The following is a 25,700-nucleotide window of genomic DNA, read 5'->3' as shown; positions in this document are numbered from 1 at the left end:
CCGCATGGCTCCCGTCCCCGACCCGGTCGCCTCCGTCGTGCTGCCGCACGCCCGCGACGTCGAGGTGACGATGCTGCTGGTCTCCCGGAGGCACCGCTACGAGGGCCGCCCCGCGGACGGCGCGTCACCGACCGAGGAGGAGGAGCTCCGCGACCGCGTCGAACTGCGTGCCGGACTCGGGATCGTCGGCGACCGGTACTTCGCGGCCCGGGCGCACGTGCACGCGTCGGTGACCCTGATCGGTGTCGCGGGGCTCGAGGCGGTGGGACGGGAACTCGGGGTGTCGATCGACCCGGCGGCGACACGGCGGAACGTGTTCCTGCGCGGCGTCGACGTCGAGGCACTGCGGGGGGAGCCGTTCTCGCTGGACTCCGGCGACGGCCCGGTCCTGTTCCGCGGGTACCGGCCGGCGAACCCGTGCGCGTGGATGGACACCGAGGTGGCACCCGGGGCGTTCCGGGCGATGCGCGGGCGGGGCGGGGTGCGCTGCGACCCGGAGTCCGACGGCGTGCTCGCCCTCGGCCGTGCCGTGCTCCGCACCGCCCACGAGGTCCCGGTCGGCTGACGCGGCCCCGGCCCCGCGAAACGCAACGTGGGCGGTGTCGCGCGGCGGAGTACCGCTGCGCGTCGCCGCCCACGTTGCGTGTTGCGAGGGGTCAGGCGAGGGCAGCCTGGATCGCGTCGACGAACGCCGGCAGGTCGCCGGGGTTCCGCGACGTGATGATCGTGCTGCCGGTCTCGTCGACCTGGACCTCCTGGTCGACCCACTCGGCACCGGCGTTGCGGACGTCGGTCTGCAGCGAGGGGAACGACGTGATCGTGCGACCCGGCAGGACACCGGCCTCGACGAGGGTCCACGGGCCGTGGCAGATCGCCGCGACCGGCTTGCCGGCCTCGACGAACGCCTTCACGAGGTCGATCGCGGCGGCCTCCTGGCGGATGGTGTCGGCGTTGATCGTGCCACCGGGGACCACGAGGGCGTCGAAGTCGCCGGCCGAGACACCGTCGAGGGTGGTGTCGACGTCGACGTCCTTGCCCGGGTCCTTGTCGCCGACCAGGGTCTGGATCGAGCCGGACTCCTTGGCGGCGACCGTCACGGTGGCGCCGCGCTCACGGAGCTGGTCGGTGGGCACGACGATCTCGTCCTGCTCCACGCCGTAGTTCGTCGCGATGACGAGGATCTTCTTGCCGTCGAGGGCTGCCATGGTCACTCCTTCCGCAGGCCGGGGTCTCCGGCTGCAGGGACCAGGGTCGTCGGACGCCGCTGGGTGCGTTCGCAGTGCGCAGGGGGACGTCCAGCCGGAGTGCGCGGACCGGCCTGCCGGGCCGGCCCGGGCCTGCCGCGTCAGCCCCGGATGCGGAACCCGTCCCCCTTGGCCGTCACCGTGACGCCGTCGTACCCCGTGATGCGCACCAGGTCCGCCGGCAGGTCGGCGGGGGCGAGCTGCCCGACGGCGACGGTCGTCGCACCGGACGCGAGCGCAGCCTCCAGGCCGGCCGGGGCGTCCTCGAAGGCCAGGCAGTCCTCGGCCGCGACGCCGAGCAGGGCCGCGCCCCGCAGGTAGCCGTCCGGGTGGGGCTTGCCGTGCTCGACGTCGTCGGCGGCGACCACGGCGTCCGGGACGGGCACGTCGGCGGCGCGCATCCGGTTCACGGCGAGGTCCCGCGGCGCGCTGGTGACGAGCGCGACCGGCACACCTGCGGCCAGGAGTCGACGGACGAACGCACCGGCGCCGGGGACCTCGATGATGCCGTCGGTGTTCTCGACCTCGTCGTTGACCAGTTCGAGTGCGACCCGACGCTGTTCGTCGGGAGCCAGGTCGGGCAGGAAGTGCCGGATGGTGTCGATCGTCTGACGGCCGTGCGAGAAGCCGAGGATCGTCTGCGGGTCGAGGTCGTGCTCGGCGCCGAAGCGGCCCCACGCACCCTCGACGATGGCGGTCGAGTCGACGAGCGTCCCGTCCATGTCGAACAGGACCCCGGACACCACGACATCGATCACGCGCCCGACCCTACCCGGCAGGCGTGTCGGGCCCCTCCCCCGGCAGGCAGGACCGCCAGCGGGTGGACAGGCGGGTGGACGAGCAGGGAGCACCCCGTCAGCGCGCCCGCACGTACCGCGTCAACAGCACGTCCCCGGCCCCGAGCAGCACGTGCGCCAGCCGCATCGAGCGGAGTTCCGGGGACGACCCGTGCACGATGCGCCCGCCGTCGCCGCCCTCGAGTGACGGGTCGATCGACAGGCACAGCTCGTCGACGAGGTCGGCCGCGACCAGTGCGCCGAGGAAGGACGGCCCACCTTCACAGTGGATGGTGCGGAGGCCCCGGTCGACCAGCGCGGCCCGGACCTGTGCCGGGTCGACGGCGTCCTCACCGCACGACACCACGTCCGCGACGGCCTCGAGCGCGTGTCGCCGCGAGGGGTCTGCGGACGCCGAGGTGAGGACGACCGGTCGGACCGGCGCCTCGGTGAACACCCGCGAGGCCGGGTCGAGACCGAGCGACCCCGTGACGATCGCGAACACCGGGTGGTCGGGCAGCCCGTGCGCCCGACGCCAGGCGACGTCGGCGTCGTGCAGCACCATCGGCCCGTACCCCTCGTCGCGGACGGTGCCCGCGGCGACCAGGACGACGTCGGCGACCCGGCGCAGCAGGTCGAACACGCGCAGGTCGTCGTCACCGCCCAGGGACCCGGACTTGCCGGCGGCGGTGGCGGAGCCGTCGAGGGAGCTGACGAAGTTGACGCGGAGCCAGCCGCCGTCGGCCGTGCCGTCGGCGGCGTCGGTGTAGGCGTCGAGGACTTCGTCGTCGGACAGGTCGGCGATCGGGTCGGGCAGGTGCGTCACGTGTTGTGCCTCGCTTCCAGGGGTGCGCGCCAGCCGAGGACGGTCTCGACCATGCGCATCGCGTCGACGGACTCGACGACGTCGTGCATCCGGACGATGCGGGCACCGAGCATGGCGCTGACCGTCGCTGCCGCCAGCGTCCCGGACAGCCGTTCACCGCGGGGCCGGCCGAGGCTCTCCCCCACGAAGTCCTTGTTCGACACCGCGGCGAGGACCGGGTAGCCGAGGGCGACGACCTCCGGCAGGCGCCGGGTCAGCTCGAGTGTGTGCACCGTGGTCTTGTTGAGGTCGTGGCCGGGGTCGATGATGATCCGGTCCTCGGGGATGCCTGCCTCGAGCGCCCGGTCGACACGGAGCCGCAGGAAGGCCGCGACCTCCCCCGCAACGTCGGCGTACTGCGGCTTCGGGTACTGCTGCCGCGGTGCCGCGAGGGAGTGCGTGATGACGATCGTCGCGTCCGAGTCCGCCACGACGGCGGCCATCCGAAGATCGGCCAGGCCGGTGGTGTCGTTGACGACGCTGGCGCCGGCGGCGATCGCGGCGGCCGCGACCTCGGGGCGGAAGGTGTCGACGCTGATCGTCACGTCGGACTGCTGCGCGACCTGCTCGACGACGGGGACGACGCGCTCGATCTCGTCGGCCGCGGACAGCTCCGGCCCGGGAGCGAACTTCACGCCGCCGATGTCGACCCAGTCGGCGCCCTGCTCGGCGGCGGTGACGGCGGCCTCGACCGCGCGGTCGAGGGCGAACGTGCGGCCCTTGTCGTGGAACGAGTCCGGCGTGCGGTTGACGATCGCCATCACCGCGATGCGGTGGTCGAAGTCGAAGGTGCGGCGGCCGATGGTGCGGACCGGTTCGCGCAGGTCGGGGACGACCCACCCGGGTCCGGTCGCGCCGGCCGCACCGGACGGGAGGCCCGTGCCGAGTCCGACGCGCATCAGGCGTCCGCCCCGCTGCCGGTGCCGCCGCTGCCGCTGCCGCTGCTGATGAGCGCGATCGCCTCGGCCCGTCCGGCCGCGTCGGCGAGGATCCCGCTCGCTGCGACGGTCACCGTCGTGGAGCTCGTCTGCCGCTCCCCCCGGGTCGTCACGCACTGGTGCTGGGCATCGAGGACGACCAGGACGCCGCGCGCCTCGAGGCCGTCCTGCACCGCCTGAACGACCTGCTCGCCGAGGCGCTCCTGCAGCTGCGGGCGGGAGGCCAGCGCCTCCACCACACGCGCCAGCGTCCCCAGGCCGATGAGCCGCTCGCCCGGCGCGTACGCCAGGTGCGCGGTGCCGAGGAACGGCAACAGGTGGTGTTCGCACACCGAGCGGAACAGGATGTCGCGGACGATCACCAGGTCACCGCGCTCACCGTCGCCGGCGGGCACCGTGCCGTCGCGGGCGATCTGCGTCGCGTCCTGGTCGAGCCCGCGGAAGAACTCCGTGTAGGCGTCGGCGACCCGCTGCGGGGTCCGCTCCAGTCCGGGTCGGTCGGGGTCTTCGCCGATGCCCGCCAGCAGCTCTCGCACGGCGGCCTCGACACGGGCACGGTCCATGCGCTGCGTCACCAGGTCATCCAACACCGCTCGGCGGGGGTGCGACTGACCACGGAACGCGGTGACGTACCCCGATCACGGGGGACGGGCCTCCAGGACGGCTACCCTGCGGCCGCGACGTGCCGGCGGTCCCAGGTTCCTTTAAACTTCTGCGGTGAGCGCCCCGCAGACATCCAGCCCGCCCCGGAACAGCGTCGCATCCGGCCTCGACCGCTTCTTCTCGGTCACGAAGCGCGGATCGACCATCCCCCGAGAGATCCGTGGTGGTCTCGTCTCCTTCGTGACGATGGCCTACATCGTCATCCTCAACCCACTCATCCTCGGCGGGTTCAGCGCCGACCAGGCCGCCAAGGACGTCAGCGGCGGATGGCTCGAGAACGCTCAGGTGGCCGCGGCCACCGGCCTGGTCGCCGGTCTCATGACCATCGCGATGGGTGTCGTCGCGAACCTGCCGTTCGGCATCGCGGCGGGCCTCGGGATCAACTCGTTCCTCGCCGTGAGCGTCGTGCACCAGGTGACGTGGGCCGAGGCGATGGGTCTCGTCGTCATCAACGGTGTGATCATCGTGATCCTGGCGCTGACCGGCATCCGGACGATGATCTTCACCGCCGTGCCCGCGCAGCTCAAGGCGGCGATCACGGTCGGCATCGGCCTGTTCATCGCGTTCATCGGCCTGGTCGACTCGGGCTTCGTGCGGTCCTCGGGCCTGGCGTCCCCGCCGCTGCAGCTCGGTGAGGACGGCTCGGTCGGGGCCCTGCCGACGATCGTGTTCCTGATCGGCCTGGTGATCATCGGCACGCTGATGGCCCGCAAGGTCAAGGGCGCGCTGCTCATCGGCATCATCGCGACGACGATCATCGCGATCATCCTGCAGGCGGTGTTCCACGTGCCGACCTCGGTCGACTCGAAGACCGGCTGGAACCTCAACGCCCCGGGTCTGCCGAGCGCGCTGTTCGCCTTCCCCGACCTGTCGCTCGTCGGCCAGTTCGACTTCGGCGCGTTCGCCCGGATCGGTCCGCTCGCCGCGTCGATGCTCGTCTTCACGCTGGTCTTCACGAACTTCTTCGACGCCATGGGCACGATGACCGGGCTCGCGAAGGCCGCCGGGGTCGCGGAGAAGGACGGCACGTTCCCCCGTCTCCGTGCGGCGCTCGTCGTCGAGGGTGCCGGTGCCATCGCGGGTGGTGGCGCCTCGGTGTCGTCGAACACGGTGTTCATCGACTCCGCCGCCGGCATCGGTGAGGGCGCCCGGACCGGCATGGCCTCGGTCGTCACGGGCCTGCTGTTCCTGGCGTCGATGTTCCTGACGCCGCTGACCCAGGTGGTGCCGCTCGAGGTCGCCGCCGCCGGACTCGTCGTCGTCGGCGCGCTCATGGTGGCGCAGGTCGCGGACATCGACTGGTCGGACTTCGGGTCGGCGCTGCCGGCGTTCCTGACCATCGTCGTGATGCCGCTGACCTACTCGATCGCGAACGGCATCGGCGCGGGCTTCATCAGCTGGGTGCTCATCAAGGCGCTGTCCGGCAAGGGGCGCGAGGTGTCGTGGCTGCTGTACGTCGTCGCCGCGGGCTTCCTGCTGTACTTCGCCCGCGGTCCGCTGGAGGCGGCGCTCGGCGTCGGCTGACCCCCGCTGAACGCAACCTGGGCGGTTGCTCGCAACGGTGTTCCGTGGCGAGCAACCGCCCACGTTGCGTTCCGCGGAGGGGACGGGCGGGAGGCGCGGCTCAGTCCGGCAGGTCGGTGGGCTTGGCCTCGTGGTGGCGGTGGGCCGGCGTGCGCCGGTCCTCCTTCATGCCCGCCTCGAACAGGTGGCGCTTGCCACCGACGAGCTGCTCACGCGCGGTGCGCTCGAGCTCCTTCGCGGTCGCGTAGTAGCCGTCGTCGTAGTCCTCGACGACCTGGAACGTCCACCGACCGGCGATCACGTTCCGGCCGACGAGCTCGGTGTCGATGCGCTCCGCGAGCTCGGTGTGCCCGGCCTTCCGCAGCTGCTCCACCGCCTCGCCGATGTTCAGGTCGGCGGTGCCGGTCAGGCGGTGGAAGCCGTACAGGAGACCGCGGGCGTGCTCGATGACCTCGAGCGCCGCGGACAGGCTGCCGAGGGCTTCGACCGTCGCTTCCGAGACCCCGTCCGGGACCTGGTGTGCGGCGTCGGGACCCTGGTTGTCGTCGTTCGTCATGATGCTCGTCTACACGACTGCTCCTCGCCCTGTTGTCGGCGTCCCCGCAGAGCGAACACGGCACGCCGGAGCGCTTGCGGGTGTCGGATGGCCGACCTAGCATTCGAACACGTGTTCGAACGAGGAGGCTCCTGATGATGATCGTCGACACCGCGGTCACCGTGTGGTGGACCGGTGGCACACCCGTCCGACTGGTCTGGCTCGGCCGTCGATGGCGCGTCACCGACGTCCCGACCCGGCTGACCACGACCCCGTCCGACCTGCCCACCGCCATCACTCACGCGCCGGAACGGACCGCCGGGTGGCGTTTCCAGGCGACCGCAGAGGACGGCGAGACCCTGGTGCTGGACATCGTGCCGGACGGCGACGGCTGGACCGTCGCCCGGACCTGGACGTGAGCGCCGTGGACGGCCCCGTCTTGGACGTGAGCGCCGTCGACGGCCCCGCGGCGGGTGTGGACCCCGACCCGGCGCCGCGCTACGGTCGCGGCATGACGACCTGGGTCGCCCTGCTGCGCGGGGTCAACGTGAACGGCATCACGATCCGGAGCGCCGACCTCGCCGAGCCGTTCCGCTCCCTCGGGCACACCGACGTCCGGACGGTCCTGGCCTCGGGCAACGTCGTGTTCACCGCCGCGGACCCCGTCGAGCCCTCGGTGCTGCGGTCGTCCGTGGAGCAGGCCCTCCGGGAGCGCTTCGGGTACGACGCCTGGATCGTCCTCGTCCGGCACGACGCCCTCGCCGACCTCGTCGCGGGGTTCCCCTTCGCGTCCACGGCCGACCGGCACGACTACGCAGTGTTCGCATCCGAGCCCGCCGCACTCGACGACCTGCTCGCCGGACTCGACCTCGACCCGTCGGTCGAGCAGGTCGCGCGCGGGGACGGCGTCGTCTACTGGTCGTGCCCGAAGGGGTCGAGCACGTCGACCGCCTTCGCGAAGCGCGCCGGAGCTGCCCGGTTCAAGCGGACCACGACGGCCCGCAACACGAACACGCTCCGCAAGCTGCTCTGAACGGCACGCCGCCCGCCGTCGTGCCGACCGAGATCACTTGGTCTGGTTCGGGTGGCGCGTGTGGACATCGGGGTCCGGACGGGGCGAGCGACCCCCGATCGCCGCGGCACCACCGCTCAGGGCTTCTCGACGACGACCGGTCGTGCGAGGGGCTCCGGCTCGACCGAACCCCAGCCGGCGGCGATCGCCTCGGCCGAGTTGCGCCACGCCTGCATCTCGAGGAGCAGACGGCGTGGCTGCCGGAGCGCGAAGGAGCCACGCGCCACCTCGACGATCTCACGGGCGAACTGCCGCTGGTCCTCGCGACTGAGCATGCCGATCCACGGGTACGGGATCGCGAGACGCTCGTGCAGCGGCAGTTCCTCGTTCACCGTGACGGCAGCGATGAGCTCCGCGGCGATGTCGAGCACGGCTTCGTCCTCGTCCGACCGCTCCTTGGTGGTCAGGACGAGCGGCGCGCCGTCGCGGCGGGTCACCTCGAGGGGTTCCTGCTCGGCCGCCGCGAAGACGTCCTTGGCGTGCCGCGACAGATCGGAGGACTGGACGGTGCGCCGTCGACGCGGGGCTGCGAGGAGAGTCATGGATTGAGGCTATTCAGAACGCGTTCTGAACGCAAGACCCGCGGACGTCAGGCCTGCGCCGGCTGCCCGTTGCTCGCCATCGTGCCGCCGTCGACGGGCAGGACCGCTCCCGTGATGAACGACGCCTCGTCGCTCGCCAGGAACAGCACCGCCGCCGCGACCTCCTCCGACCGACCACCGCGACCGAGGGCGATCCGCTCCGAGAACTCCCGCTTGAGCTCCTCGTCCTCCGCCTGCGACCGGGTCAGGTCGGTCCAGATCAGGCCCGGTGCGACGGCGTTCACCCGCACGCCGAACCCGCCGTTGTCGAGCGCCGCCGCCTTCGTGAAGTTCGAGACGCCGCCCTTCGCCGCGTTGTAGGGGCTCATCCGCCAGTCCGCGGCCTCGCCGGACACCGACGAGGTGTTCACGATCGACCCCTTCGTCTCGCGGAGGAACGGCAGCGCCACCCGGGTGCCGTAGAACACGCTCGACAGGTCCGTCTCGACGACCCGGTGCCACTCCGTGGGCGAGATGTCCGTGATGTCACCCGAAGTGAACGTCCCGGCGTTGTTGACGAGCACGTCGAGCCGGTCCCACCGGTCGATCGCCGCGTCGACGACCGTCTGCCAGGCGTCCGGGTCGGCCACGTCGGCCTGCAGCCACAGTGCCTGCGCCGTCGGCAGTGAATCCGCGACGGCTCGGACCTTGTCCGCGACGCTGTCGACCAGGACGACGCCGGCGCCCTCCGCGACGAACGCGCGTGCGGTGGCCTCGCCGATGCCGGACCCCGCGCCGGTGACGATCGCGACCTTGCCCTCGAACCGCTTGCTCATGGTGTGTTCCTCTCGCGTCGGTGGTCCCCGTGGCGGGACACCGTCGGCCCGGAGGACACGGGTGACCACGATGCCCGCCCCGCCCTGGACGGCGGTCCAGGCGGAGGCGGGCATCGACGGCGGACGGAGGGCGGGCCTCCCGGCCGAGTCAGGCGGTGGTGTCCTCGTTCTCCGTCGCGCGTTCCAGCGAGATCGTCGGGATGGAGGCGGTGATCACCGAACCGTCAGCGCGGAGCGTCCCCTGGATGTCACTGGTGGTCGGCGCGTGCCCGGCCATCCGCGGGCCCTGGTGCGGCAACGGCACGACGGTCGGGTCGCCGGGCCGGACCTCGATGTGCTGGTTGTGGACCCAGGCGTCGAGGCCGTCGCCGGACTCGACCGTGAAGGTCATCGCGTGCTGCTCGAGGTCGACGCGCACGCGGGAGCCGCGGACCGTCATCCGGTAGGTCAGACGGTCCCAGTCGATCGGCAGTCGCGGGTTGAACGTCAGGCGCCCACCGTGGTCGCGCATGCCGCCGAAGCCGTTGACGAGCGCACCCCAGATGCCACCGGTCGACGCGATGTGCACGCCGTCGGTGGTGTTGCCGTGCAGGTCGGCGAGGTCGACGTAGAGCGCGGTCTGGAAGTACTGGTCGGCGAGCTCGTGGTAGCCGACCTCGGCCGCCATGATCGACTGCACGACCGCCGACAGCGTCGAGTCCCCCGTGGTGAGGGCGTCGTAGTAGTCGAAGTCGCGGCGCTTCTCGGCGGGCGTGAACTCGTGGCCCTGCAGGAACAGCGCGAGCACGACGTCGGCCTGCTTGAGCACCTGGAACCGGTAGATGACCAGCGGGTGGTAGTGCAGCAGCAGCGGCCGCTTGGACTCCGGCGTGCGCTCGAGGTCCCACAGCTCCTTGTCGAGGAACTGGGCGTCCTGCGGGTGGATGCCGCGGTGCGGGTCGAACGGTATCTCCATCGACTCGGCGGCGCGCTCCCAGCTCTCGACCTCGGACTGGTCGAGGCCGGTCCGACGGATCATCCGCGCGTACTCGTCCGGGTCGTCCACGGCGAGGTGCCGGCAGGCGTTGACGGCGGACCACAGGTTCGCCCGGGCCATCACGTTCGTGTACATGTTGTCGTCGACGACGGTCGTGTACTCGTCCGGGCCGGTGACGCCGTCGATGTGGAACTTCTGGTCGCCGTTCGAGCGCCAGAAGCCCAGGTCCTCCCACAGCCGGGCGGTCTCGACCAGGATGTCGATGGCGCCGCGCTTCAAGAAGTCGGTGTCCCCGGAGGCCCGCACGTACTGCATCAGTGCATGGGCGATGTCCGCGTCGATGTGGTACTGCGCGGTGCCGGCGGCGTAGTAGGCGCTGGACTCCTCGCCGTTGATCGTGCGCCACGGGAACAGGGCACCGCGCTGGTTCAGCTCACGGGCGCGGGACCGTGCGGCGTCGAGCATGTTGTAGCGGAACCGGAGGGCGTTCCGGGCGACGATCGGCGCCGTGTACGACAGGAACGGCAGGACGTAGATCTCCATGTCCCAGAAGTAGTGACCGCCGTAGCCGGAGCCCGTGACGCCCTTCGCCGCGATGCCGTGGCCGTCGGTGCGGGCCGTGGCCTGCGCCAGCTGGAACAGGTTCCAGCGGACGGCCTGCTGCACCTCGGGCTTGCCCGCGATCTCGACGTCGCTGCGGGCCCAGTAGTCGTCGAGCCACTTGCGCTGCTCACCGAAGACCTGCTCCACGCTCTCGTACTTCGCGCGGTCCAGGGTGCGGTCGCAGCGGTCGGCGAGCTCGCGCGCCGGCACGCCGCGGGACGTGTGGTAGACGACGCTCTTCACCAGGCGGATCGGCTGCCCGGCCTTCGCCTGCACCCGGTAGACGTGCTTCGCCAGGTCGTCCTCGATGCTCGAGGTCTCGTCCCAGCTGTTCTCGGTCTCGATCCGGTGCTCGACGCCGACGCAGATCGTCATGCCCGAGCTCGTCGCCTGGTAGCCGAGCAGGGAGCGGGAACCGGCGTTCCGCTTCAACCGGGGCTGCAGCACCCGGTCGGTGAAGGACTCGGCCTTGCGCGGGTCGAACGCCGCCGCGGCCGCCTTCATGCCGGCGTGGTACTCGTCGGCGACGTCCTGGCGGTTGAGCACCTGGCTCGACAGCAGGACCGAGGCGTCGTGGTCGAGCATGGTGACCTCGTAGTCGATGACGGCGAGGTGCCGCTCGACGAAGGACACCAGGCGTCGGGAGCGGATGAGCACCCGCTTGCCGGACGGCGTCGACCACTCGGTCTCGCGCAGCAGGTAGCCGCCGCGGAAGTCGAGCCGGCGGCTGTGGCGCAGGATGTCGGCCTCGGACAGGACGAGCGGCTCGTCGTCGACGTACAGGCGGATCACCTTGGCGTCGGGGACGTTGATGATCGTCTGCCCGGTCTTCGCGAACCCGAACGCGGTCTCGGCGTGCCGGATCGGCCAGGTCTCGTGGAAGCCGTTGACGTACGTGCCGTACTGCACGCCGCCGCGGCCCTCGTCGAAGTTGCCGCGGAGGCCGAGGTACCCGTTGCCGACGGCGAAGTTCGTCTCGTCGACGCCCTGCTCGTCCGCGTACTCGGTCTCGATCAGCGCCCACTCGTCGACCGGGTACCGGACACGGTCGAGGGGGTCGGAGGTGATGGGGTTCATGCGGTCTTCCCGGAGTCGGCGGCAGACAGGTCGGGCAGCAGCTCGGCGAGGTCGGTCACGACGACGTCCGCACCGTGCTCGCGGAGGGCATCGGCACCGGCGCCGCGGTCGACCCCGATGACCAGACCGAACGCCCCGTTCCGGCCCGCTTCGACCCCGCTGGTGGCGTCCTCGACGACGACGCACTGGGCTGCGGTCAGCCCGAAGCGTGTCGCGGCGTCGAGGTAGGTGTCGGGCGCGGGCTTGCCGGCGAGACCGTCGGCGCGGGCGACGGCACCGTCGACGATGACCGCGAAGCGGTCGATGATGCCGGCGGTCCGGAGCACCTGCTTCGCGTTCGCGGAGCTGGAGACGACGGCGACCTCGTACCCGGCGTCGATCGCCGCGGTGAGGAACCGCACCGAGCCCGGGTACGGCGAGACGCCGTGCTCCTGCAGCTCCGCGGTGAACTCGGCGTTCTTCCGGTTGCCGAGCCCGCAGACGGTGTCGAGCGTCGGGTCGTCGTCCGGGGTGCCCTCGGGCAGGTCGATGCCGCGGGCCTGCAGCAGCGAGCGGACCCCGTCGTACCGGGGCTTGCCGTCGACGTACGCGAAGTAGTCCTGCTCCGTGTACGGGGCGACCCCGTGGTGCGCGAGGTACGGCGTGAAGAGCCGGCTCCAGGCACGCATGTGCACCTCGGCCGTGGGCGTCAGGACGCCGTCCAGGTCGAAGAGGAGGGCTCGTTGTTCAGCGAGCGCTGCAGGGGTTCGCCGTTCCGACGACGTCATGGGCAGACCTTCCAGGGGAGCGGTGTCGAACACGATTGCTGCGGGTCAACTCTAGGACCGCTCCGCCGCGCCGTGCTCCAAGAGGGGAGCGTGCCGTGCACGTCCGGGGAGCGCGGATCTGGAGGCGCGTCCAGCCCGGCACCTGGACGCTCGCGGGCATGACCTCTGACACCGCAGCGCCGCCGCAGGACGGGACCGGATCGAAGCTGCAGCAGGCGATCACCGGCCCCCTGCTGTTCCTGTTCATCCTGGGCGACGTGCTCGGGGCGGGCATCTACGCCCTGATGGGCACCCTGTCGAAGGACGTCGGCGGGGCGCTGTGGGCACCGCTCCTGCTCGCCCTGCTGCTGGCCCTGCTGACCGCGGGCTCCTACGCCGAACTCGTCACGAAGTACCCGAAGGCCGGTGGCGCCGCGGTGTTCGCCGAGCGGGCGTACAAGGTGCCGCTGGTGTCGTTCCTGGTCGGGTTCTCGATGCTCGCCGCCGGTGTCACGAGTGCCGCGGGACTGTCGCTCGCCTTCGCCGGCGACTACCTCGGCACGTTCATCGACGTCCCGCCGGTGCCGGCCGCGATCGTGTTCCTGGCCCTCGTCGCCTGCTTGAACGCCCGCGGCATCTCGGACTCGCTGCGGAGCAACGTCGTCATGACGATCATCGAGCTGTCCGGCCTGGTCATCGTGATCGTCACGGTCGCGGTGATGGTGGGCGGCGGTGGCGGTGACGTCTCCCGCATCGGTGCGTTCCCCGCCGAGGCGAACCCGGCGCTCGCGACCCTGAGCGCGGCCATCGTCGCCTACTACTCGTTCGTCGGCTTCGAGACGTCCGCCAACGTCGCTGAGGAGGTCCGCGAACCCCGGAAGGTCTACCCGCGCGCGCTGTTCGGCTCCCTCGCCACGGCCGGCGTCGTCTACGTGCTCGTCGCGCTCGCCAGCTCGATCGCCCTGCCCGCGTCGGAGTTGTCCGACTCGAGCGGCCCGCTGCTCGCGGTGGTCGCTGCGACCGGCGTGCCGATCCCGGACTGGGTGTTCAGCATCATCGCCCTGGTCGCGGTGGCGAACGGCGCCCTGCTCACCATGATCATGGCGAGCCGCGTTACCTACGGCATGGCCGAGCAGCGACTGCTGCCGCGCCTGCTCGGCCGGGTCCTGCCGAACCGGAAGACCCCGTGGACGGCGATCGTCGCGACGACCGTGGTCGCGATGCTGCTCACCCTGGTCGGCGACGTCGGCACGCTCGCCGAGACCGTCGTGCTGCTGCTGCTCTTCGTGTTCATCAGCACGAACGTCGCGGTCCTGGTGCTGCGGAAGGACCGGGTGGAGCACGAGCACTTCCGGGTGTGGACGTTCGTGCCCGTGCTCGGTGTCGCCTCCTGCGTCCTGCTGCTCACGCAGCAGAGCGGGCAGGTCTGGCTGTACGCGGCGGTCCTGCTCGCGGTCGGCGTGGTCCTGTTCTTCGTCGCCCGGGCGACGCGGGGTCGCGACCGCACCGACTCGGAGACGTCCGCGTCGTGACGGGGGCGGGCGGGCCTCCCGGCCGGTCTGGAGGCGCGCCCCGCGATGCGGCTCCGGCTGGTGCGCGTCAGCGCAGGTCGCGCACCCAGCTCTCGATCGCGGCGGTGATCGCCCGCCGTGCCTCGTCGGGGCTGATCGTCGCCGTCCGGTCGCCCGGCTGCGCGCCGTACGCGCCGAAGTCGGCGTGGTTCGCGCCGGTGACCTGCGTCATCGTGGCGTCGGACGGGAGTTCGTCGCGGGCGGCGGCGACCTTGTCCGGCGTCGACAGGCCGTCGCGCGAGCCGGAGACGCTGAGCACGTCGAGGTCGCTGTCCGACAGGTCGTTCGCGCAGTAGCTGCCGAGGAGCAGCAGCCCGGCGACGTCGGGACCGTCCGCCAGCTGGCAGGCGCGGACGCCGCCGAGGGAGTGGCCGCCGACGGCCCAGGTGCGGACGTCGGGGGCGTGCGCCTGGAAGACCGAGAGGGCCCGGGTGTCGAAGAACGCCAGGTTGAGGGTCGGCTTCGTGATGATGACCGTCGTGCCGTCCGCGACGACCTGCCGGAAGGTCGCCATGTAGGCGTACGGGTCGACCTTCGCGCCGGGGACGAACACCAGGCCGACGCCGTCCGGGGTGCCCGTCGGGGTCATCACGACGGAGTCGCCAGCGTCGCGGACGGACACCCGGTCGTCGCGCCAGACGGTGAGGGCGGCGGAGCGGGTGCCCTGCATGACGATGTGCGCCCAGACGAGGAACACCAGGACCAGCACGAGCAGGACGGCGACGACCCACCCGCCGATCCGCAGCGCGCGGTGTCGACGGGCCGGGCTGGTTCGTGCGGTGCTCACCCCGCCGACGCTACTGCTGCCGCCTGACCCGCAAGACGCAACCCGAGCGACGCCCCGCAACGGTGTGTCGTTGCGCGGTGTCGCTCGGGTTGCGTTCCGCGAGGCCGGCGAGGTCAGTCGTCGGTGTCGACCGTGTTCGTGACGACCTCGCCGCTGCCGGCGTCGATGCGGATGCTGTGCTTCGTGCCGGACGCGTCGCGGACCTCGCCCTCCCAGACGACCGCGCCGGCGTGGTCGTCGAGGGCGAGCTCGGTCACGGTGCCGGAGACGGTCTTCGTGAGGGCGGAGGCGGCCTGTGCGACCGACAGGTCGGCGGCCGCGACGAACCGCTTCGCCTCGGCGACGTCGTCGGCGTCGGAGGTCTCCTTCGTCGGGCCGGCCGTGGTGCGCCGGCCGTCGACGTCGACGTGGACCTCCTGCTCTGTGCCGTCGGAGGTGACGACGAGGACCTCCCACGAGGTGCCGCCGGCCTCCTGCTCGATCGAGGTGACGGTGCCGGAGCCGACGGCCTTCCGGGCGGTCGCGGCGGCGGTGGGGAGGGCGTCGTTCCCGGCGGCGGTGGCGGCACTTCCGTCACCCGAGGCGACGGACGGCGCGGACGCGGCGGGAGTGGAGGCTGCCGGTGCGGAGGCCGCCGGTGCGGCCACGTCGTCGCGGTCGTCGTCGTCCGACGAGCAGCCGGTGAGCGCCAGGGCCCCGACGAGCGGGAGCGCGGTGATCAGGGCGATGCGGCGGGCGGTGGTCTTCGTCGTGGTCTGCATGGGACCACCCTGGGCACCGGGCACTGAAGCAGACCTGAAGCGACCTGGGGCGACGCCGGGCGCCGGTCCGGCCTGCGCCTCTGCCCGTGCCCGCCCGTTCAGTCGTGCAGGAGCGGCAGCCGCACCGTGAACCGCGCTCCCCCGCCGGGCGCTGCCGACACCACGACGCTGCCGCCGTGCCCCCGGACGACGGCGTCGACGATCGCGAGCCCCAGCCCCGACCCACCGGCGTCCCGAGCGCGCCCCTCGTCGAGCCGGACGAACCGTTCGAACACGCGGGCCCGGTCGACCTCCGGGATCCCGTGCCCGTCGTCGTCCACGGTGAGGACCGCGCTGCCGTCGGCGGTCCCGAGCCCCACGACCACCGTCTGCTCGGCGTGCCGGACGGCGTTGTCGACGAGGTTCCGCACCACCCGGCCGAGCAGCCGGTCGTCGCCGCGGACCCGGGCCGGGGTCACACCGGAGACGTCCACCCGCACGGCCGCGCGGCCGTCCGTACGCACGGCCGCTCCGTCCGTCTCGCGGACGGAGCGTGGTCGGGAGGCCTCGGTGAACACGAGGTCGTCGAGGTCCACCGCCCGGTCCCGGTCGCGGCCGCGTTCGTCGACACGGGTGAGCAGGAGCAGCGACTCGACGAGCTCCTGCAGCCGGGCTCCCTCGTCGAGGACGACGTCGGCGAGGTCCGCGGTGCCGGTGACCTCCGGGTGGGCGCGGGCGACCTCGGCGTGCTGCCGGATCGTCGCGAGCGGGGAGCGCAGCTCGTGCGAGGCGTCAGAGACGAACTGCCGCTGCGCCTGCTGCGACGCCTCGAGCCGCCCGAGCATCCGGTTCATGGTCGCGGCGAGCCGGTCGACCTCGTCACCCGAGCCCGGTTCGTCGACGCGGGCGTGGAGGTTCGTGCCCTCGACGGCGTCGACCTCGCGGCGCATCCGGTCGACCGGGCGCAGGGCCCGGCCGACGACGAACCACGTCACGAGCGACATCAGCGCCACGACGACGGGGACCGCCCCCGCCAGCAGCACGCTCACGGTCCGGACGGCGGCGTCGGCGTCCTCCAGGGGTGCGCCGACGACCAGGGTGCCCTCGCCGCCGTCCGGCAGGTCGACGTCGTCGGCGACGAGCAGCCACCGCTCGCCGTCGTGCCGGGAGCGGGACTCCTCCGCGGTGTCGAGCGGCCGAGCGGGGCTGTCGTCGGCGCGGGCGAGCACCCGGCCGTCGGCGTCCTGCAGTTGGGCGAGCACGTCGTCGTCCTCCGCCTCCACTGCGGCTGCGCCGTCGGCCTCCACCCGGGTACTCAGGCTGTCGAGGGTCTGCTCGGCGGCGGTCCGTACGCCGTCGGAGAGCGAGGTGCGGAGGACCCCGACGAAGGCGACCGCCCCGAGGGCCAGGGCGACGAGGACGACGAGGGCCGCGCCTCCCGTCGCGCGTGCGCGGATCGACGCGGGCCGGCGCGACCGAGGCGGCCGGCCCGACCGGGCTGCCGTGCGCTCAGCCACCGTCGGCGTCGAGGCGGTACCCGGCCCCGCGGACGGTCTCGATGGCGTTCCGGCCGAACGGGCGGTCGACCGCGCGGCGGAGGTGCCCGACGTACACCTCGACGATGTTCGGGTCGCCGGTGAAGTCGTCGTCCCAGACGTTCGCGATGACGTCGCGCTTCGACAGCACCTGGCCGGGGTGGCGCATGAGGTACTCGAGGACCGTGAACTCCCGGCTGGTCAGGTCGAGCAGGACCTCGCCCCGCCACACCCGTCGCGCCGCCGGGTCCAGGCGCAGGTCACCGGCCTGGAGGACCGTGGGCCGTTCCCGGGACCCCCGCCGGACGAGCGCACGGAGACGCGCGACCAGCACCGGGAACGAGAACGGCTTCGTCACGTAGTCGTCGGCACCGGCGTCGAGGGCGTCGACCTGGTCCCACTCGCCGTCCTTGGCGGTGAGCATGAGCACCGGGGTCCAGTCCTGCTCGGCGCGGAGGGTCTCGCAGACCTTCCAGCCGCTCATGCCGGGCATCATCAGGTCGAGGACGATGGCGTCGTAGGGGTTCTCGCGGGCGTACCAGAGGCCGTCGACGCCGTCGTGGGCGACGTCGACGGCGAACCCCTCGGCCTGGAGCCCGTTCCGGATGCCCTCGGCGAGCCGGACCTCGTCGTCGACCACCAGCACGCGCATCGTCCGAGCATGGCCGAGCGGCCTGAACCGGCGCTGAAGCCGGCTCCCCCGCGAAACGCAACGTGGGAGGCTCCACGCAACGGAGTACCGCTGCGTGGAACCGCCCACGTTGCGTCTTGGGAGGCCGTCAGCGACTGAGCGCCCAGGTCTGGAGGCCCTGCAGGACGAGCCCGAGGCCGACCAGCATGCCGACGCCGCTGAGGAGCAGGGCCACCGCGGGACTCCACCGCATCCGACGTCGGCGGGCCGACCACGCGGCCGCGGCGGACAGGACCACCATGACCGGCAGCGTCGTCAGCTGGAACATGCCCCACACCGCTCGGATACGGTCCACCTGGTGCGGTGACCCCCCGTCGATGTTGCTCGGTGCCACGCCACCGAGCGGGACACCCCAGGCCCCGGCGCGCTGGACGATCGCGAGCAGTCCGACACACCACAGCAGCACGCCGATGCTCGTCACGACGGCCAGCGTCCGTGCCCGCTCCCGGGACGGGCGTTCGACCCGCTCCATCGGCTCGCGCTCGGCCCGTGGCGGCCTGGCCGTCCACCGTTCCCAGTCGTCGTCCTGCCCCCACGCGTCCCACCCCGAAGTCATGGCTCCACGCTAGGCAGCGCGGGGGACGGTGACATCGGCCGAACGGTGGTGCCGGGTCAGCCGGAAGACGGAGCCGGCCACGGGCCTCCCGGCCGGGCTCCCCGAGAAACGCAACGTGGGCGGCCCCACGCAACGGAGTACCGCTGCGTGGAACCGCCCACGTTGCGTGTTGCGGAAGGACTACGCGGCGTCGATCGCGGCGCGGATCTCGGCCGCGGCAGCGCCGACGTCCGAGGCGCTGTAGATCGCGCTGCCGGCGACGGCGACACGGGCACCGGCGGCCTTGACCGATGCGACCGAGGACGCCTTCACGCCACCGGCGATCGAGAACGGCACGCCCGAGGCCTTGCCCTCCTCGAGCAGCGTGTCGAAGGTGAAGCCCTCTTCGGCCTGCTCGTCGAGGCCGGCGTGCACCTCGACGAACTCGACGCCGAGCTCGGTGACCTCGCGGGCACGGGCGGCCTTGTCGGGGACGCCGATCAGGTCGACGACGATGCCCTTGCCGTGCTTCTTCGCCGCGGCGACCGCGCCGACGATGGTGCTGTCCCCGGCGACGCCGAGCACGGTGACGAGGTCGGCGCCCGCCTGGAACGCCATGTCGGCCTCGAGCTCACCGGCGTCCATCGTCTTGAGGTCGGCGAACACGATCTTGTCCGGGTGGGCTTCCTTCATCGCCGTGATGGCCGCGACGCCGGCGCTCTTCACGAGCGGGGTGCCGAGCTCGAGGATGTCGACGTGCGGGGCTGCCTGGGCGGCGAGTTCGAGGGCGGTCTCGGTGGAGAGGGTGTCGATGGCGAACTGGAGCTGCATGGTGGTTCCTTCCGAAGGGGTCATTCGAGGTTGGCGTGCCGCGGCCAGAGGTCGTCGGCGGAGTGCCCGCTGCGCTGCCACAGCGCGTGGAACAGTGCGTCGCCGAGCAAGACGACGCCCTGCTCGAAGAGGCCGCCGGCGTACTGGGCCGAGGCCGTTCCGGAGCGGTCGGTCTTCGTCGCGGCCGGCAGCACGAGGGTGACCTCGGCCAGCTCGGCGAGCGGCGACGACGTGGTCGTGGAGACGGCGACGACCTGCGCGCCGACGTCCACGGCGGTCCGTGCGGCCTGCACGATGCTGCCGGTGGTGCCCGACCCGCTCGCGGTGAGCAGGACGTCGCCGGACTCGATCGCGGGGGTCGTGACCTCGCCGACGACGTGGACGTCGAGCCCGAGGTGCATCAGCCGCATCGCGGTCATCCGCAGCGCGAGCCCGGAGCGTCCGGCGCCGTGCACGAACACACGCTCGGCACCGTCGAGCAGGTCGAGTGCCCGGTCGGCGGCGGCCTGGTCGCCCTCGGCCACCCCGTCGACGAGGTCGTCGAGTTCGTGGCTGACGAGGTCGAGCGCCGCAGCGAGCGTGTGTGTGGTCATGCAACAACAGTGCTCCCCCACACCTGCGCACGCCGCTACCCGACACGGCGGGCGCCCCACCCGTTCGGACGGCTCCCCGTCCGCGGAAGGGCGGGGCGGGTAGGTTCGTCCAGATGGACACGCAGCCCGGCCGGGAGGCCCGGATCACCCCCGCCGAGCACGCTCGCCTGCTCGCCGACCAGGCCGACCGGCACACGCTGACGCTCGAGTCCGTGCTGGCCGTGCTCCGCTCCCCCCGGGTCGGCGACGCCGCCGCCCGGGCCGAGGCGGTCGAGATCGCCTCGGCGGCGCTCGTGGACCTGCGGACGTCGACGGACCGGCAGCGCGAGGTCCTGCTGGAGCCGGTCGCCGGGGCGTTCTCGCGCCTCCGGGCCGACCTGCGCCCGCTGGTCCGGTTCGGCGGTCTCGACGTGCAGTTCGTCGAGCCGCCCGCGAACGGACGCGCCCTGCCCGGCGACGTCGCCCACGCTGCCCGCGCGGTGGTCCGGACGGCGGTGCTCACCCTGGTCGACGAGGGCCGGGCGAACCGGGTCCGCATCCAGTGGGACTGCGACGGCCGGAACCTGCTCATGCAGCTCCGTGACGACGGTGCCGGGACGCACGACGTGCAGGACGACGCGATGCGGCCGATCGCCGAACGGGTCGCGGCACTGGCCGGGCAGATGCGGGTCGACTCGACGCCCGGGTGGGGATCCGTGATCGACGTGACGGTGCCGCTCGACCCGCCCGTCGCCTCCGCCCCGGTCCCCGAGGACTCCGACCTGACGCCCCGCGAACTCGACGTGCTGCGGCTCGTGGCGACCGGGGTCGGCAACCGGGAGATCGCGGACGGCCTCGGCATCACCGTGAACACGGTGAAGTACCACGTGGCGAACCTGCTCCGGAAGCACGGCGCCCGGACCCGGGCGGAGCTCGCGGCGCACGCGCACGCCGGCTGAGCGGCGGGCTGCCCGGCTGAGCTGTCGCCGCCCAACAGCATCCCGCTCGAACCACGGGATGCCGCGGCGCGAGCGGGACAGGGTTGTGCGGGTCCGATCGGCGCCACGACAGGGACCCGCCACCTGCACGACGGCGACCCGACAGCCTCCCGACCGTGCCGCGTCACGCCGTTCCGGACCGACCTGGCACGATCCGCGGTGCTCTGGCACGATCGGGAGCGAGGAGGTGCGATGACCCCGCGCGTGCTGTTCCAGGACGTCAAGCCGATCGACGTCGTCCGGTCACTCGACGACCTCCGTGGACCCGGTTCCGGGCCACTCGTGCTCCCGCTCGACGTCTACTGGGGACCCGATCCGCTCGTCGACCTCGCATCGGCTTCGGACGTCGTGAAGGCCTACCAGGCGGTCCTCCGCGAGGGCGGCGTCCGGGCGCAGGAGTCGCTGCTCGACAGGGACCTCCTCATCCGCACCTGGCCGGACCTGCTGCTCCCGGCACGCATCCGCGCTCGCTGGGAGACACGCTTCCCGGAGCTGACCGCGTGACCGACATCCGGGCGCTGCAACGCTCGATCGCCGCGACCGTCCTCAGAGCCGTGGGAGGACACGGGTTCGTCCTCGCCGGATCGGGTGCGATCCGGGAGCACGGGCTCGTCGACCGCGCGACCCGCGATGTCGACCTGTTCACGGACCGGTACGACCAGGAGCTCTTCCGCACGGCCGTCGAGGACGCGGTCGGCGTCCTGACTGCCGCCGGCCACGGGGTCGAGGTGCGGCGCCGGGCAGAGTTGTTCGCGCAGCTGCTGGTCACGACGGCCGACGGCGACCGGGTCGAGCTCGACCTGGGCTACGACTGGCGAGGCAGTGCGCCGTCACAGCTCGCCATCGGACCGGTCCTCGCCGCCGACGATGCCGTCGCCTCGAAGCTGGATGCGCTCTACGGTCGGCTCGAGGTGCGCGACTTCATCGACGTCGACGCGATCCGCACCTCCGGTCGGTGGTCAGACACGGAGCTCCTGCGGCTCGTCGCCGAACGTGACGACGGGTACGACAGCCGGATGTTCGCGCAGCAACTCGACCTCGTGTCCCGTGTGGCTGACGACCGCTTCGCGGAGTACGGGATCGAGTCCGCCGAGGTCGACGCGTTGCGTGGACGCATGCTGGCGTGGGCGGCGTCGATCCGCGCCGCCGCGCCGGATCAGCCGGCCGGCGCGAACCGGTAGCCCATCCCCGCCTCGGTGACCAGGAACCGGGGGTGCGACGGCTCCGGCTCGAGCTTCCGCCGCAGCTGCGCCATGTACAGCCGCAGGTACCCGGAGTCGGTGCCGTGCGTCGGCCCCCACACCTCGGTGAGCAGCATCTCGCGCGTCAACAGCCGGTCGGGGTTCGTCACGAGGACCTCGAGCAGCCGCCACTCGGTCGGGGTCAGTCGGATCGCGGGACCGTCCGGCGCGGTGACCTGCTTCGCGACGAGGTCCACGACGAGGTCCCCGATCCGGATGGTCGGCGTCGCCTCCGTCCCGGCCGCCGGTGCCCGTCGTCGGCCCAGCGCCCGCAGCCGTGCCAGCAGCTCGTCCATCTGGAACGGCTTCGTCACGTAGTCGTCCGCGCCGGCGTCCAGGGCGTCGACCTTGTCGCTCGAGTCCGTCCGCCCGGACAGCACCAGCACCGGCACCTGCGACCACCCGCGGATGCCCTCGAGCACCCCGATGCCGTCCAGCCGGGGCATGCCGAGGTCGAGCAGCACGATGTCCGGCCGCTCGGTGATGACGGCGTCGATGGCCGCCCGACCGTCACGGGCGGTGACGACGTCGTACCCCCGGGCACCGAGCGTGACGGCGAGCGCCCGCACCAGCTGCACGTCGTCGTCCGCGATCAGGACCTTCATCTGCCCACCACTCCCAGGTGTCCCGCGATCGGCAGCCGCACCACGACGGTGAGCCCACCGCCGGGGGTGTCGTCGACCTCGATCGTGCCGCCCATGCCCTCGGTGAACCCGCGTGCGAGCGCCAGGCCGAGTCCGAGTCCGGTCTCGTTGTCCGTGTCCCCGAGCCGCTGGAACGGCTGGAACACGTCTTCGCGGCGGTCCTCGGGGATCCCCGGGCCGCGGTCGGCGACGCGGAGTTCGACCCCGCCGGCGAAGGCGCTCGCCGCGATCCGGACACGCTCGGCGTCGGGTGAGTACCGGACGGCGTTGGCGAGCAGGTTCACGACGACGCGCTGCAGCAGCACCGGGTCGGCGAGGACCGGCGGCAGTTCGGCGGGCAGGTCGAGGTCGACGTCCTCCGGGCCGAGCTCGAGTTCGTCGAGTGCGGGCGCGACGACCGTGTCGAGTGCCGTGGGGACGGGGGCGGCGGCGAGCACCCCGGCCTGCACGCGGCTGACGTCGAGCAGGTCGGCCAACAGGACCGCCAGCTGACGGAGGCTCTCGTCGGCGGTCGCGAGGAGCGCCTCCCGGTCGGCCTCGCCCAACCGGACGTCGCGTGCGCGGAGTGACTGGACGGCGGCGCTGGCGGCGGCGATCGGCCGGCGCACGTCGTGGCTGACGGCGGCCAGGATGGCGCTCCGCACCCGGTCGACGGCGGCGATGCGTTCCGCGTCGACGGCGGTGCGGGTGAGGGCGCGGTGTTCCAGGGCGGCGTCGAGCTGCTGCTCGACGACGCGCAGCAGCCGCCGCTGGGTGGGGTCGTCGGGCGCGCCGGCGAACTCCAGGACGGCGCCGGACGGGAGGGTCGTGGCCGCGTCCGGCTCGTCGCCGAACGTCCCCGACGTGGCCGGCACCTCGTCGCCCTGGCGGACGCGGACCCCGGCGAAGCCGAAGGCCTCGCGGGTGCGCTCGACGAGGGCCTGGAGGGCGTCGTCACCGCGGAGGACGCTGCCGGCGATGCCGACGAGGAGCCCCGACTCGGCGGCGGCCCGGCGTGCGGTGCGGGAGCGTCGGGCGGACCGGTCGACGACGAAGCTGACGAGCACCGCGCTGACGACGTACATGACCAGGGCGAACAGGTGCCAGGGCTGCTGGACGGTGACCTGGTGCAGGGGTCGGACGAAGAAGAAGTCGAGGCTCAGTCCGGACAGGACGGCGGCGAACACGGCGGGCAGCATGCCGCCGATCAGGGCGACGACGAGCACGAGGAGCTGGTAGGCGAGCACGTCGACGGTGATCGAGTCGGGGTCGTCGGTCAGGCTGAGGAGCCAGGTCATGACGGGGCCGGCGACCAGGGCGAGCAGGAACGCCGCCACGATCCGGGAGCGGGACAGGCTGCCGCCGAGCTTCGGCAGGGCCAGGCCGCCGCCGGCGCGTTCGTGGGTGACGACGTGCACGTCGATGTCGCCGGACTCGCGGATGACGGTGCTGCCGATGCCCGGGCCGGTGAGGGCGGCGACGAGTCGGCTGCGGCGGCTGATGCCGATGACGATCTGGGTGGCGTCGACGGAGCGGGCGAAGCGGACCAGGGTGGTGGGCACGTCGTCGCCGACGACCTGGTGGTAGGTGCCGCCGAGCTGTTCGAGCAGGGCGCGCTGCTTGCCGAGGGCGCCCGGGTGTCGTTCGCGCAGGCCGTCGTTCGTGGTGACGTGCACGGCGGCGAGCTCCCCGCCGGCCGAGCGGGCGGCGATGCGGGCCCCGCGGCGGAGCAGGGTCTCGCCCTCGGGGCCGCCGGTGAGGGCGACGAGGACGCGCTCCCGGGTCTCCCACCGGTTCGCGATGCCGTGTTCGGCGCGGTAGCGCTTGAGGGCGTCGTCGACCTCGTCGGCGAGCCAGAGCAGGGCGATCTCGCGGAGGGCGGTGAGGTTGCCGAGGCGGAAGTAGTTCGACAGGGCCGCGTCGATCCGGGCGGCCGGGTACACGAGCCCGTCGGACAGCCGGTCGCGGAGGGCCTGCGGGGACAGGTCGACGACCTCGATCTGGTCGGCGGCGCGGACCACGGCGTCGGGGACGGTCTCGCGCTGGACGGTGCCGGTGATCTCGCGGACGACGTCGCCGAGGGACTGCATGTGCTGGACGTTCACCGTCGAGATGACGTCGATGCCTGCGGCCCGCAGTGCTTCGACGTCCTGCCAGCGCTTCTCGTGCGGGCTGCCGGGGGCGTTGGTGTGGGCGAGTTCGTCGACCAGGGCGACCTCGGGACGGCGGGCGAGGACGGCGTCGAGGTCCATGTCGTCGAGCGCGACCCCGCGGTGTTCGACCGTGCGGCGGGGGACGACCTCGAGTCCGTCGACGAGTGCGGCGGTGGCGGCGCGGCCGTGGGTCTCGACGACGGCGACGACCACGTCACGGCCGTGGTCGGCCATCCGGCGGCCCTCTTCGAGCATCGTGTAGGTCTTGCCCACGCCGGGGGCCGCACCGAGCAGCACCCGCAGCTTCCCTCGCTTCACGCGCTCATCCTCTCCTGTCTGCGGTCGTACCGGGTGTGCGTGCTTCTGCGGAACACCGGTGTTTGTCCGTCACACCGCGCACGGCGTGTGTTTGACGGACGAACACCGGTGTTTCGCGGGGGGTCAGCCGAGCTTCGCCAGCGCCAGGTTCAGCTCGAGGACGTTGACCGCCGGGTCCCCGAGGAACCCGAGCTGCCGGGACTCGGTGTGCTCGGCGACCAGGGCACGGACCCGGGCCTCGGAGACGCCGCGGGCCGCGGCCACACGGGCGACCTGCAGGCGGGCGTACTCCGGGCTGATGTCCGGGTCGAGCCCCGAGCCGGAGGCCGTCAGCGCGTCCGCCGGGACCTCGGACGCGGGCACGCCGTCGGCCTTGGCGATCGCGGCACGTCGTTCCTCGATCGCCTTGGTCAGGTCGGGGTTGGACGGGCCGAGGTTCGACCCGGACGAGGCGTTGGCGTCGTACCCGTGCTCGCCGGCGGCGGAGGGACGGGACTGGAACCAGCGGGCCGCGTCCTTGCCGGTGAACGACTGCCCGATCAACGAGGACCCCACGGTGGTGCCGGAGGAGTCGGTGACCATCGAGCCGTTCGCCTGGTCGTGGAAGGCGGCCTGGCCGACACCCCAGACAGCGAGCGGGTAGCCGACGCCGAGGGCGACGGTGGCCAGGAGGGTGAGGCGGACGGCCACACCGGTGGAGCGGAGGAAGGAGCGAGAAGAGGAAGCCAT

The 25,700-nt window shown here is 72.5% G+C and carries 28 protein-coding genes; 8 read left to right on the top strand and 20 right to left on the bottom strand.

What is annotated here, in order from left to right; all coding sequences use genetic code 11:
• The first annotated feature begins 4 nt into the window (after positions 1–4).
• Positions 5–565 (top strand): molybdenum cofactor biosysynthesis protein, encoded by a 561-nt coding sequence (locus JOD51_RS01140; RefSeq protein ID WP_204606683.1) that lies wholly within the window; start codon positions 5–7, stop codon positions 563–565.
• Positions 566–656: 91 nt separating this feature from the next.
• Here JOD51_RS01140 and JOD51_RS01135 read toward each other — a convergent pair whose 3' ends face one another.
• The 5 genes from JOD51_RS01135 to folE form a co-directional block, all read right to left on the bottom strand.
• The gene (locus tag JOD51_RS01135; protein WP_204606682.1) at positions 657–1,205 is read right to left on the bottom strand and encodes a type 1 glutamine amidotransferase domain-containing protein; all 549 of its coding nucleotides are present in this window, start codon (positions 1,203–1,205) and stop codon (positions 657–659) included.
• Positions 1,206–1,345: 140 nt separating this feature from the next.
• Positions 1,346–2,002: an HAD-IA family hydrolase gene (locus tag JOD51_RS01130; RefSeq protein WP_259558099.1), complete on the bottom strand. Its 657-nt coding sequence runs from the start codon at positions 2,000–2,002 to the stop codon at positions 1,346–1,348.
• Between the two features lie 97 nt (positions 2,003–2,099).
• Positions 2,100–2,846, bottom strand: coding sequence for a pyrimidine reductase family protein (locus tag JOD51_RS01125; protein ID WP_204606681.1), 747 nt, complete (start codon positions 2,844–2,846; stop codon positions 2,100–2,102).
• Complete coding sequence (folP, locus tag JOD51_RS01120; protein ID WP_204606680.1) at positions 2,843–3,784, bottom strand: dihydropteroate synthase; 942 nt, start codon at positions 3,782–3,784, stop codon at positions 2,843–2,845. Before folP ends, JOD51_RS01125 begins: the two co-directional genes overlap by 4 nt.
• The gene (gene folE / locus JOD51_RS01115) at positions 3,784–4,386 is read right to left on the bottom strand and encodes a GTP cyclohydrolase I FolE (RefSeq protein ID WP_204610663.1); all 603 of its coding nucleotides are present in this window, start codon (positions 4,384–4,386) and stop codon (positions 3,784–3,786) included. Before folE ends, folP begins: the two co-directional genes overlap by 1 nt.
• Positions 4,387–4,540: 154 nt before the next feature.
• On the opposite strand from folE, the gene JOD51_RS01110 reads away from it, so the two are divergent.
• Complete coding sequence (locus JOD51_RS01110; protein WP_204606679.1) at positions 4,541–6,010, top strand: NCS2 family permease; 1,470 nt, start codon at positions 4,541–4,543, stop codon at positions 6,008–6,010.
• 100 nt (positions 6,011–6,110) lie between these two features.
• Here JOD51_RS01110 and JOD51_RS01105 read toward each other — a convergent pair whose 3' ends face one another.
• The gene (locus JOD51_RS01105) at positions 6,111–6,566 is read right to left on the bottom strand and encodes a hypothetical protein (protein WP_204606678.1); all 456 of its coding nucleotides are present in this window, start codon (positions 6,564–6,566) and stop codon (positions 6,111–6,113) included.
• A gap of 134 nt (positions 6,567–6,700) precedes the next feature.
• Between JOD51_RS01105 and JOD51_RS01100 the strand changes: the two genes are divergently transcribed.
• Entirely contained in the window at positions 6,701–6,964 is a 264-nt protein-coding gene (locus tag JOD51_RS01100; RefSeq protein WP_204606677.1) for a hypothetical protein, read from the top strand.
• Positions 6,965–7,056: 92 nt separating this feature from the next.
• On the top strand, positions 7,057–7,578 hold the full coding sequence (locus tag JOD51_RS01095; RefSeq protein WP_204606676.1) for a DUF1697 domain-containing protein: 522 nt from the start codon (positions 7,057–7,059) through the stop codon (positions 7,576–7,578).
• 116 nt (positions 7,579–7,694) lie between these two features.
• On the opposite strand, the gene JOD51_RS01090 is transcribed toward JOD51_RS01095, so the two are convergent.
• The 4 genes from JOD51_RS01090 to JOD51_RS01075 form a co-directional block, all read right to left on the bottom strand.
• Entirely contained in the window at positions 7,695–8,159 is a 465-nt protein-coding gene (locus JOD51_RS01090; protein ID WP_166780445.1) for a prevent-host-death protein, read from the bottom strand.
• A gap of 47 nt (positions 8,160–8,206) precedes the next feature.
• Positions 8,207–8,974: a meso-2,3-butanediol dehydrogenase gene (gene budC / locus JOD51_RS01085; RefSeq protein ID WP_204606675.1), complete on the bottom strand. Its 768-nt coding sequence runs from the start codon at positions 8,972–8,974 to the stop codon at positions 8,207–8,209.
• 148 nt (positions 8,975–9,122) lie between these two features.
• Complete coding sequence (locus tag JOD51_RS01080) at positions 9,123–11,630, bottom strand: glycoside hydrolase family 65 protein (protein ID WP_204606674.1); 2,508 nt, start codon at positions 11,628–11,630, stop codon at positions 9,123–9,125.
• Positions 11,627–12,397: an HAD family hydrolase gene (locus JOD51_RS01075; RefSeq protein WP_204606673.1), complete on the bottom strand. Its 771-nt coding sequence runs from the start codon at positions 12,395–12,397 to the stop codon at positions 11,627–11,629. The genes JOD51_RS01080 and JOD51_RS01075 overlap by 4 nt, the downstream gene beginning before the upstream one ends.
• A 158-nt stretch (positions 12,398–12,555) precedes the next feature.
• On the opposite strand from JOD51_RS01075, the gene JOD51_RS01070 reads away from it, so the two are divergent.
• Positions 12,556–13,908 (top strand): APC family permease, encoded by a 1,353-nt coding sequence (locus JOD51_RS01070; RefSeq protein ID WP_204606672.1) that lies wholly within the window; start codon positions 12,556–12,558, stop codon positions 13,906–13,908.
• Between the two features lie 67 nt (positions 13,909–13,975).
• Here the strand turns inward: JOD51_RS01070 and JOD51_RS01065 are convergent, their stop codons facing one another.
• From JOD51_RS01065 to hxlB, 7 genes are all read right to left on the bottom strand, one after another.
• Entirely contained in the window at positions 13,976–14,734 is a 759-nt protein-coding gene (locus JOD51_RS01065; RefSeq protein ID WP_259558111.1) for an alpha/beta hydrolase, read from the bottom strand.
• Between the two features lie 113 nt (positions 14,735–14,847).
• Positions 14,848–15,495 (bottom strand): PepSY domain-containing protein, encoded by a 648-nt coding sequence (locus JOD51_RS01060; RefSeq protein ID WP_204606671.1) that lies wholly within the window; start codon positions 15,493–15,495, stop codon positions 14,848–14,850.
• A gap of 98 nt (positions 15,496–15,593) precedes the next feature.
• On the bottom strand, positions 15,594–16,991 hold the full coding sequence (locus JOD51_RS01055; protein ID WP_259558112.1) for a sensor histidine kinase: 1,398 nt from the start codon (positions 16,989–16,991) through the stop codon (positions 15,594–15,596).
• Complete coding sequence (locus JOD51_RS01050; protein ID WP_204606670.1) at positions 16,984–17,661, bottom strand: response regulator transcription factor; 678 nt, start codon at positions 17,659–17,661, stop codon at positions 16,984–16,986. The genes JOD51_RS01055 and JOD51_RS01050 overlap by 8 nt, the downstream gene beginning before the upstream one ends.
• A 127-nt stretch (positions 17,662–17,788) precedes the next feature.
• Positions 17,789–18,256, bottom strand: coding sequence for a hypothetical protein (locus JOD51_RS01045; protein ID WP_204606669.1), 468 nt, complete (start codon positions 18,254–18,256; stop codon positions 17,789–17,791).
• A 180-nt stretch (positions 18,257–18,436) separates the two neighbouring features.
• Positions 18,437–19,066: a 3-hexulose-6-phosphate synthase gene (gene hxlA / locus JOD51_RS01040; RefSeq protein ID WP_204606668.1), complete on the bottom strand. Its 630-nt coding sequence runs from the start codon at positions 19,064–19,066 to the stop codon at positions 18,437–18,439.
• Positions 19,067–19,086: 20 nt separating this feature from the next.
• Positions 19,087–19,659: a 6-phospho-3-hexuloisomerase gene (gene hxlB, locus JOD51_RS01035; protein ID WP_204606667.1), complete on the bottom strand. Its 573-nt coding sequence runs from the start codon at positions 19,657–19,659 to the stop codon at positions 19,087–19,089.
• Positions 19,660–19,772: 113 nt separating this feature from the next.
• Here hxlB and JOD51_RS01030 point away from each other — a divergent pair, with 113 nt between their 5' ends.
• The 3 genes from JOD51_RS01030 (at position 19,773) to JOD51_RS01020 (ending at position 21,817) form a co-directional block, all read left to right on the top strand.
• The gene (locus JOD51_RS01030; protein ID WP_204606666.1) at positions 19,773–20,597 is read left to right on the top strand and encodes a LuxR C-terminal-related transcriptional regulator; all 825 of its coding nucleotides are present in this window, start codon (positions 19,773–19,775) and stop codon (positions 20,595–20,597) included.
• A 231-nt stretch (positions 20,598–20,828) separates the two neighbouring features.
• Positions 20,829–21,140, top strand: a complete 312-nt coding sequence (locus JOD51_RS01025; RefSeq protein WP_204606665.1) for a transcriptional regulator — start codon at positions 20,829–20,831, stop codon at positions 21,138–21,140.
• A complete protein-coding gene (locus tag JOD51_RS01020) occupies positions 21,137–21,817 on the top strand; it encodes a nucleotidyl transferase AbiEii/AbiGii toxin family protein (protein WP_259558120.1) in 681 nt (226 codons plus the stop codon). The genes JOD51_RS01025 and JOD51_RS01020 overlap by 4 nt, the downstream gene beginning before the upstream one ends.
• Here JOD51_RS01020 and JOD51_RS01015 read toward each other — a convergent pair.
• The 3 genes from JOD51_RS01015 to kdpC form a co-directional block, all read right to left on the bottom strand.
• Entirely contained in the window at positions 21,793–22,482 is a 690-nt protein-coding gene (locus JOD51_RS01015; protein ID WP_204606664.1) for a response regulator, read from the bottom strand. The two genes, JOD51_RS01020 and JOD51_RS01015, sit on opposite strands and share 25 nt — an antisense overlap.
• Positions 22,479–24,971 carry an ATP-binding protein gene (locus JOD51_RS01010; RefSeq protein ID WP_204606663.1) on the bottom strand — a complete coding sequence of 831 codons (2,493 nt, stop codon included), beginning with the start codon at positions 24,969–24,971 and terminating at the stop codon, positions 22,479–22,481. The genes JOD51_RS01015 and JOD51_RS01010 overlap by 4 nt, the downstream gene beginning before the upstream one ends.
• 123 nt (positions 24,972–25,094) lie before the next feature.
• Positions 25,095–25,700, bottom strand: a complete 606-nt coding sequence (gene kdpC, locus JOD51_RS01005) for a potassium-transporting ATPase subunit KdpC (RefSeq protein WP_204606662.1) — start codon at positions 25,698–25,700, stop codon at positions 25,095–25,097.

This window comes from Curtobacterium herbarum (assembly GCF_016907335.1).
GTDB lineage: Bacteria > Actinomycetota > Actinomycetes > Actinomycetales > Microbacteriaceae > Curtobacterium > Curtobacterium herbarum.
The sequence above is the reverse complement of the archived record's forward strand: the minus strand, read 5'-3'. Positions and strand labels throughout refer to the sequence as shown.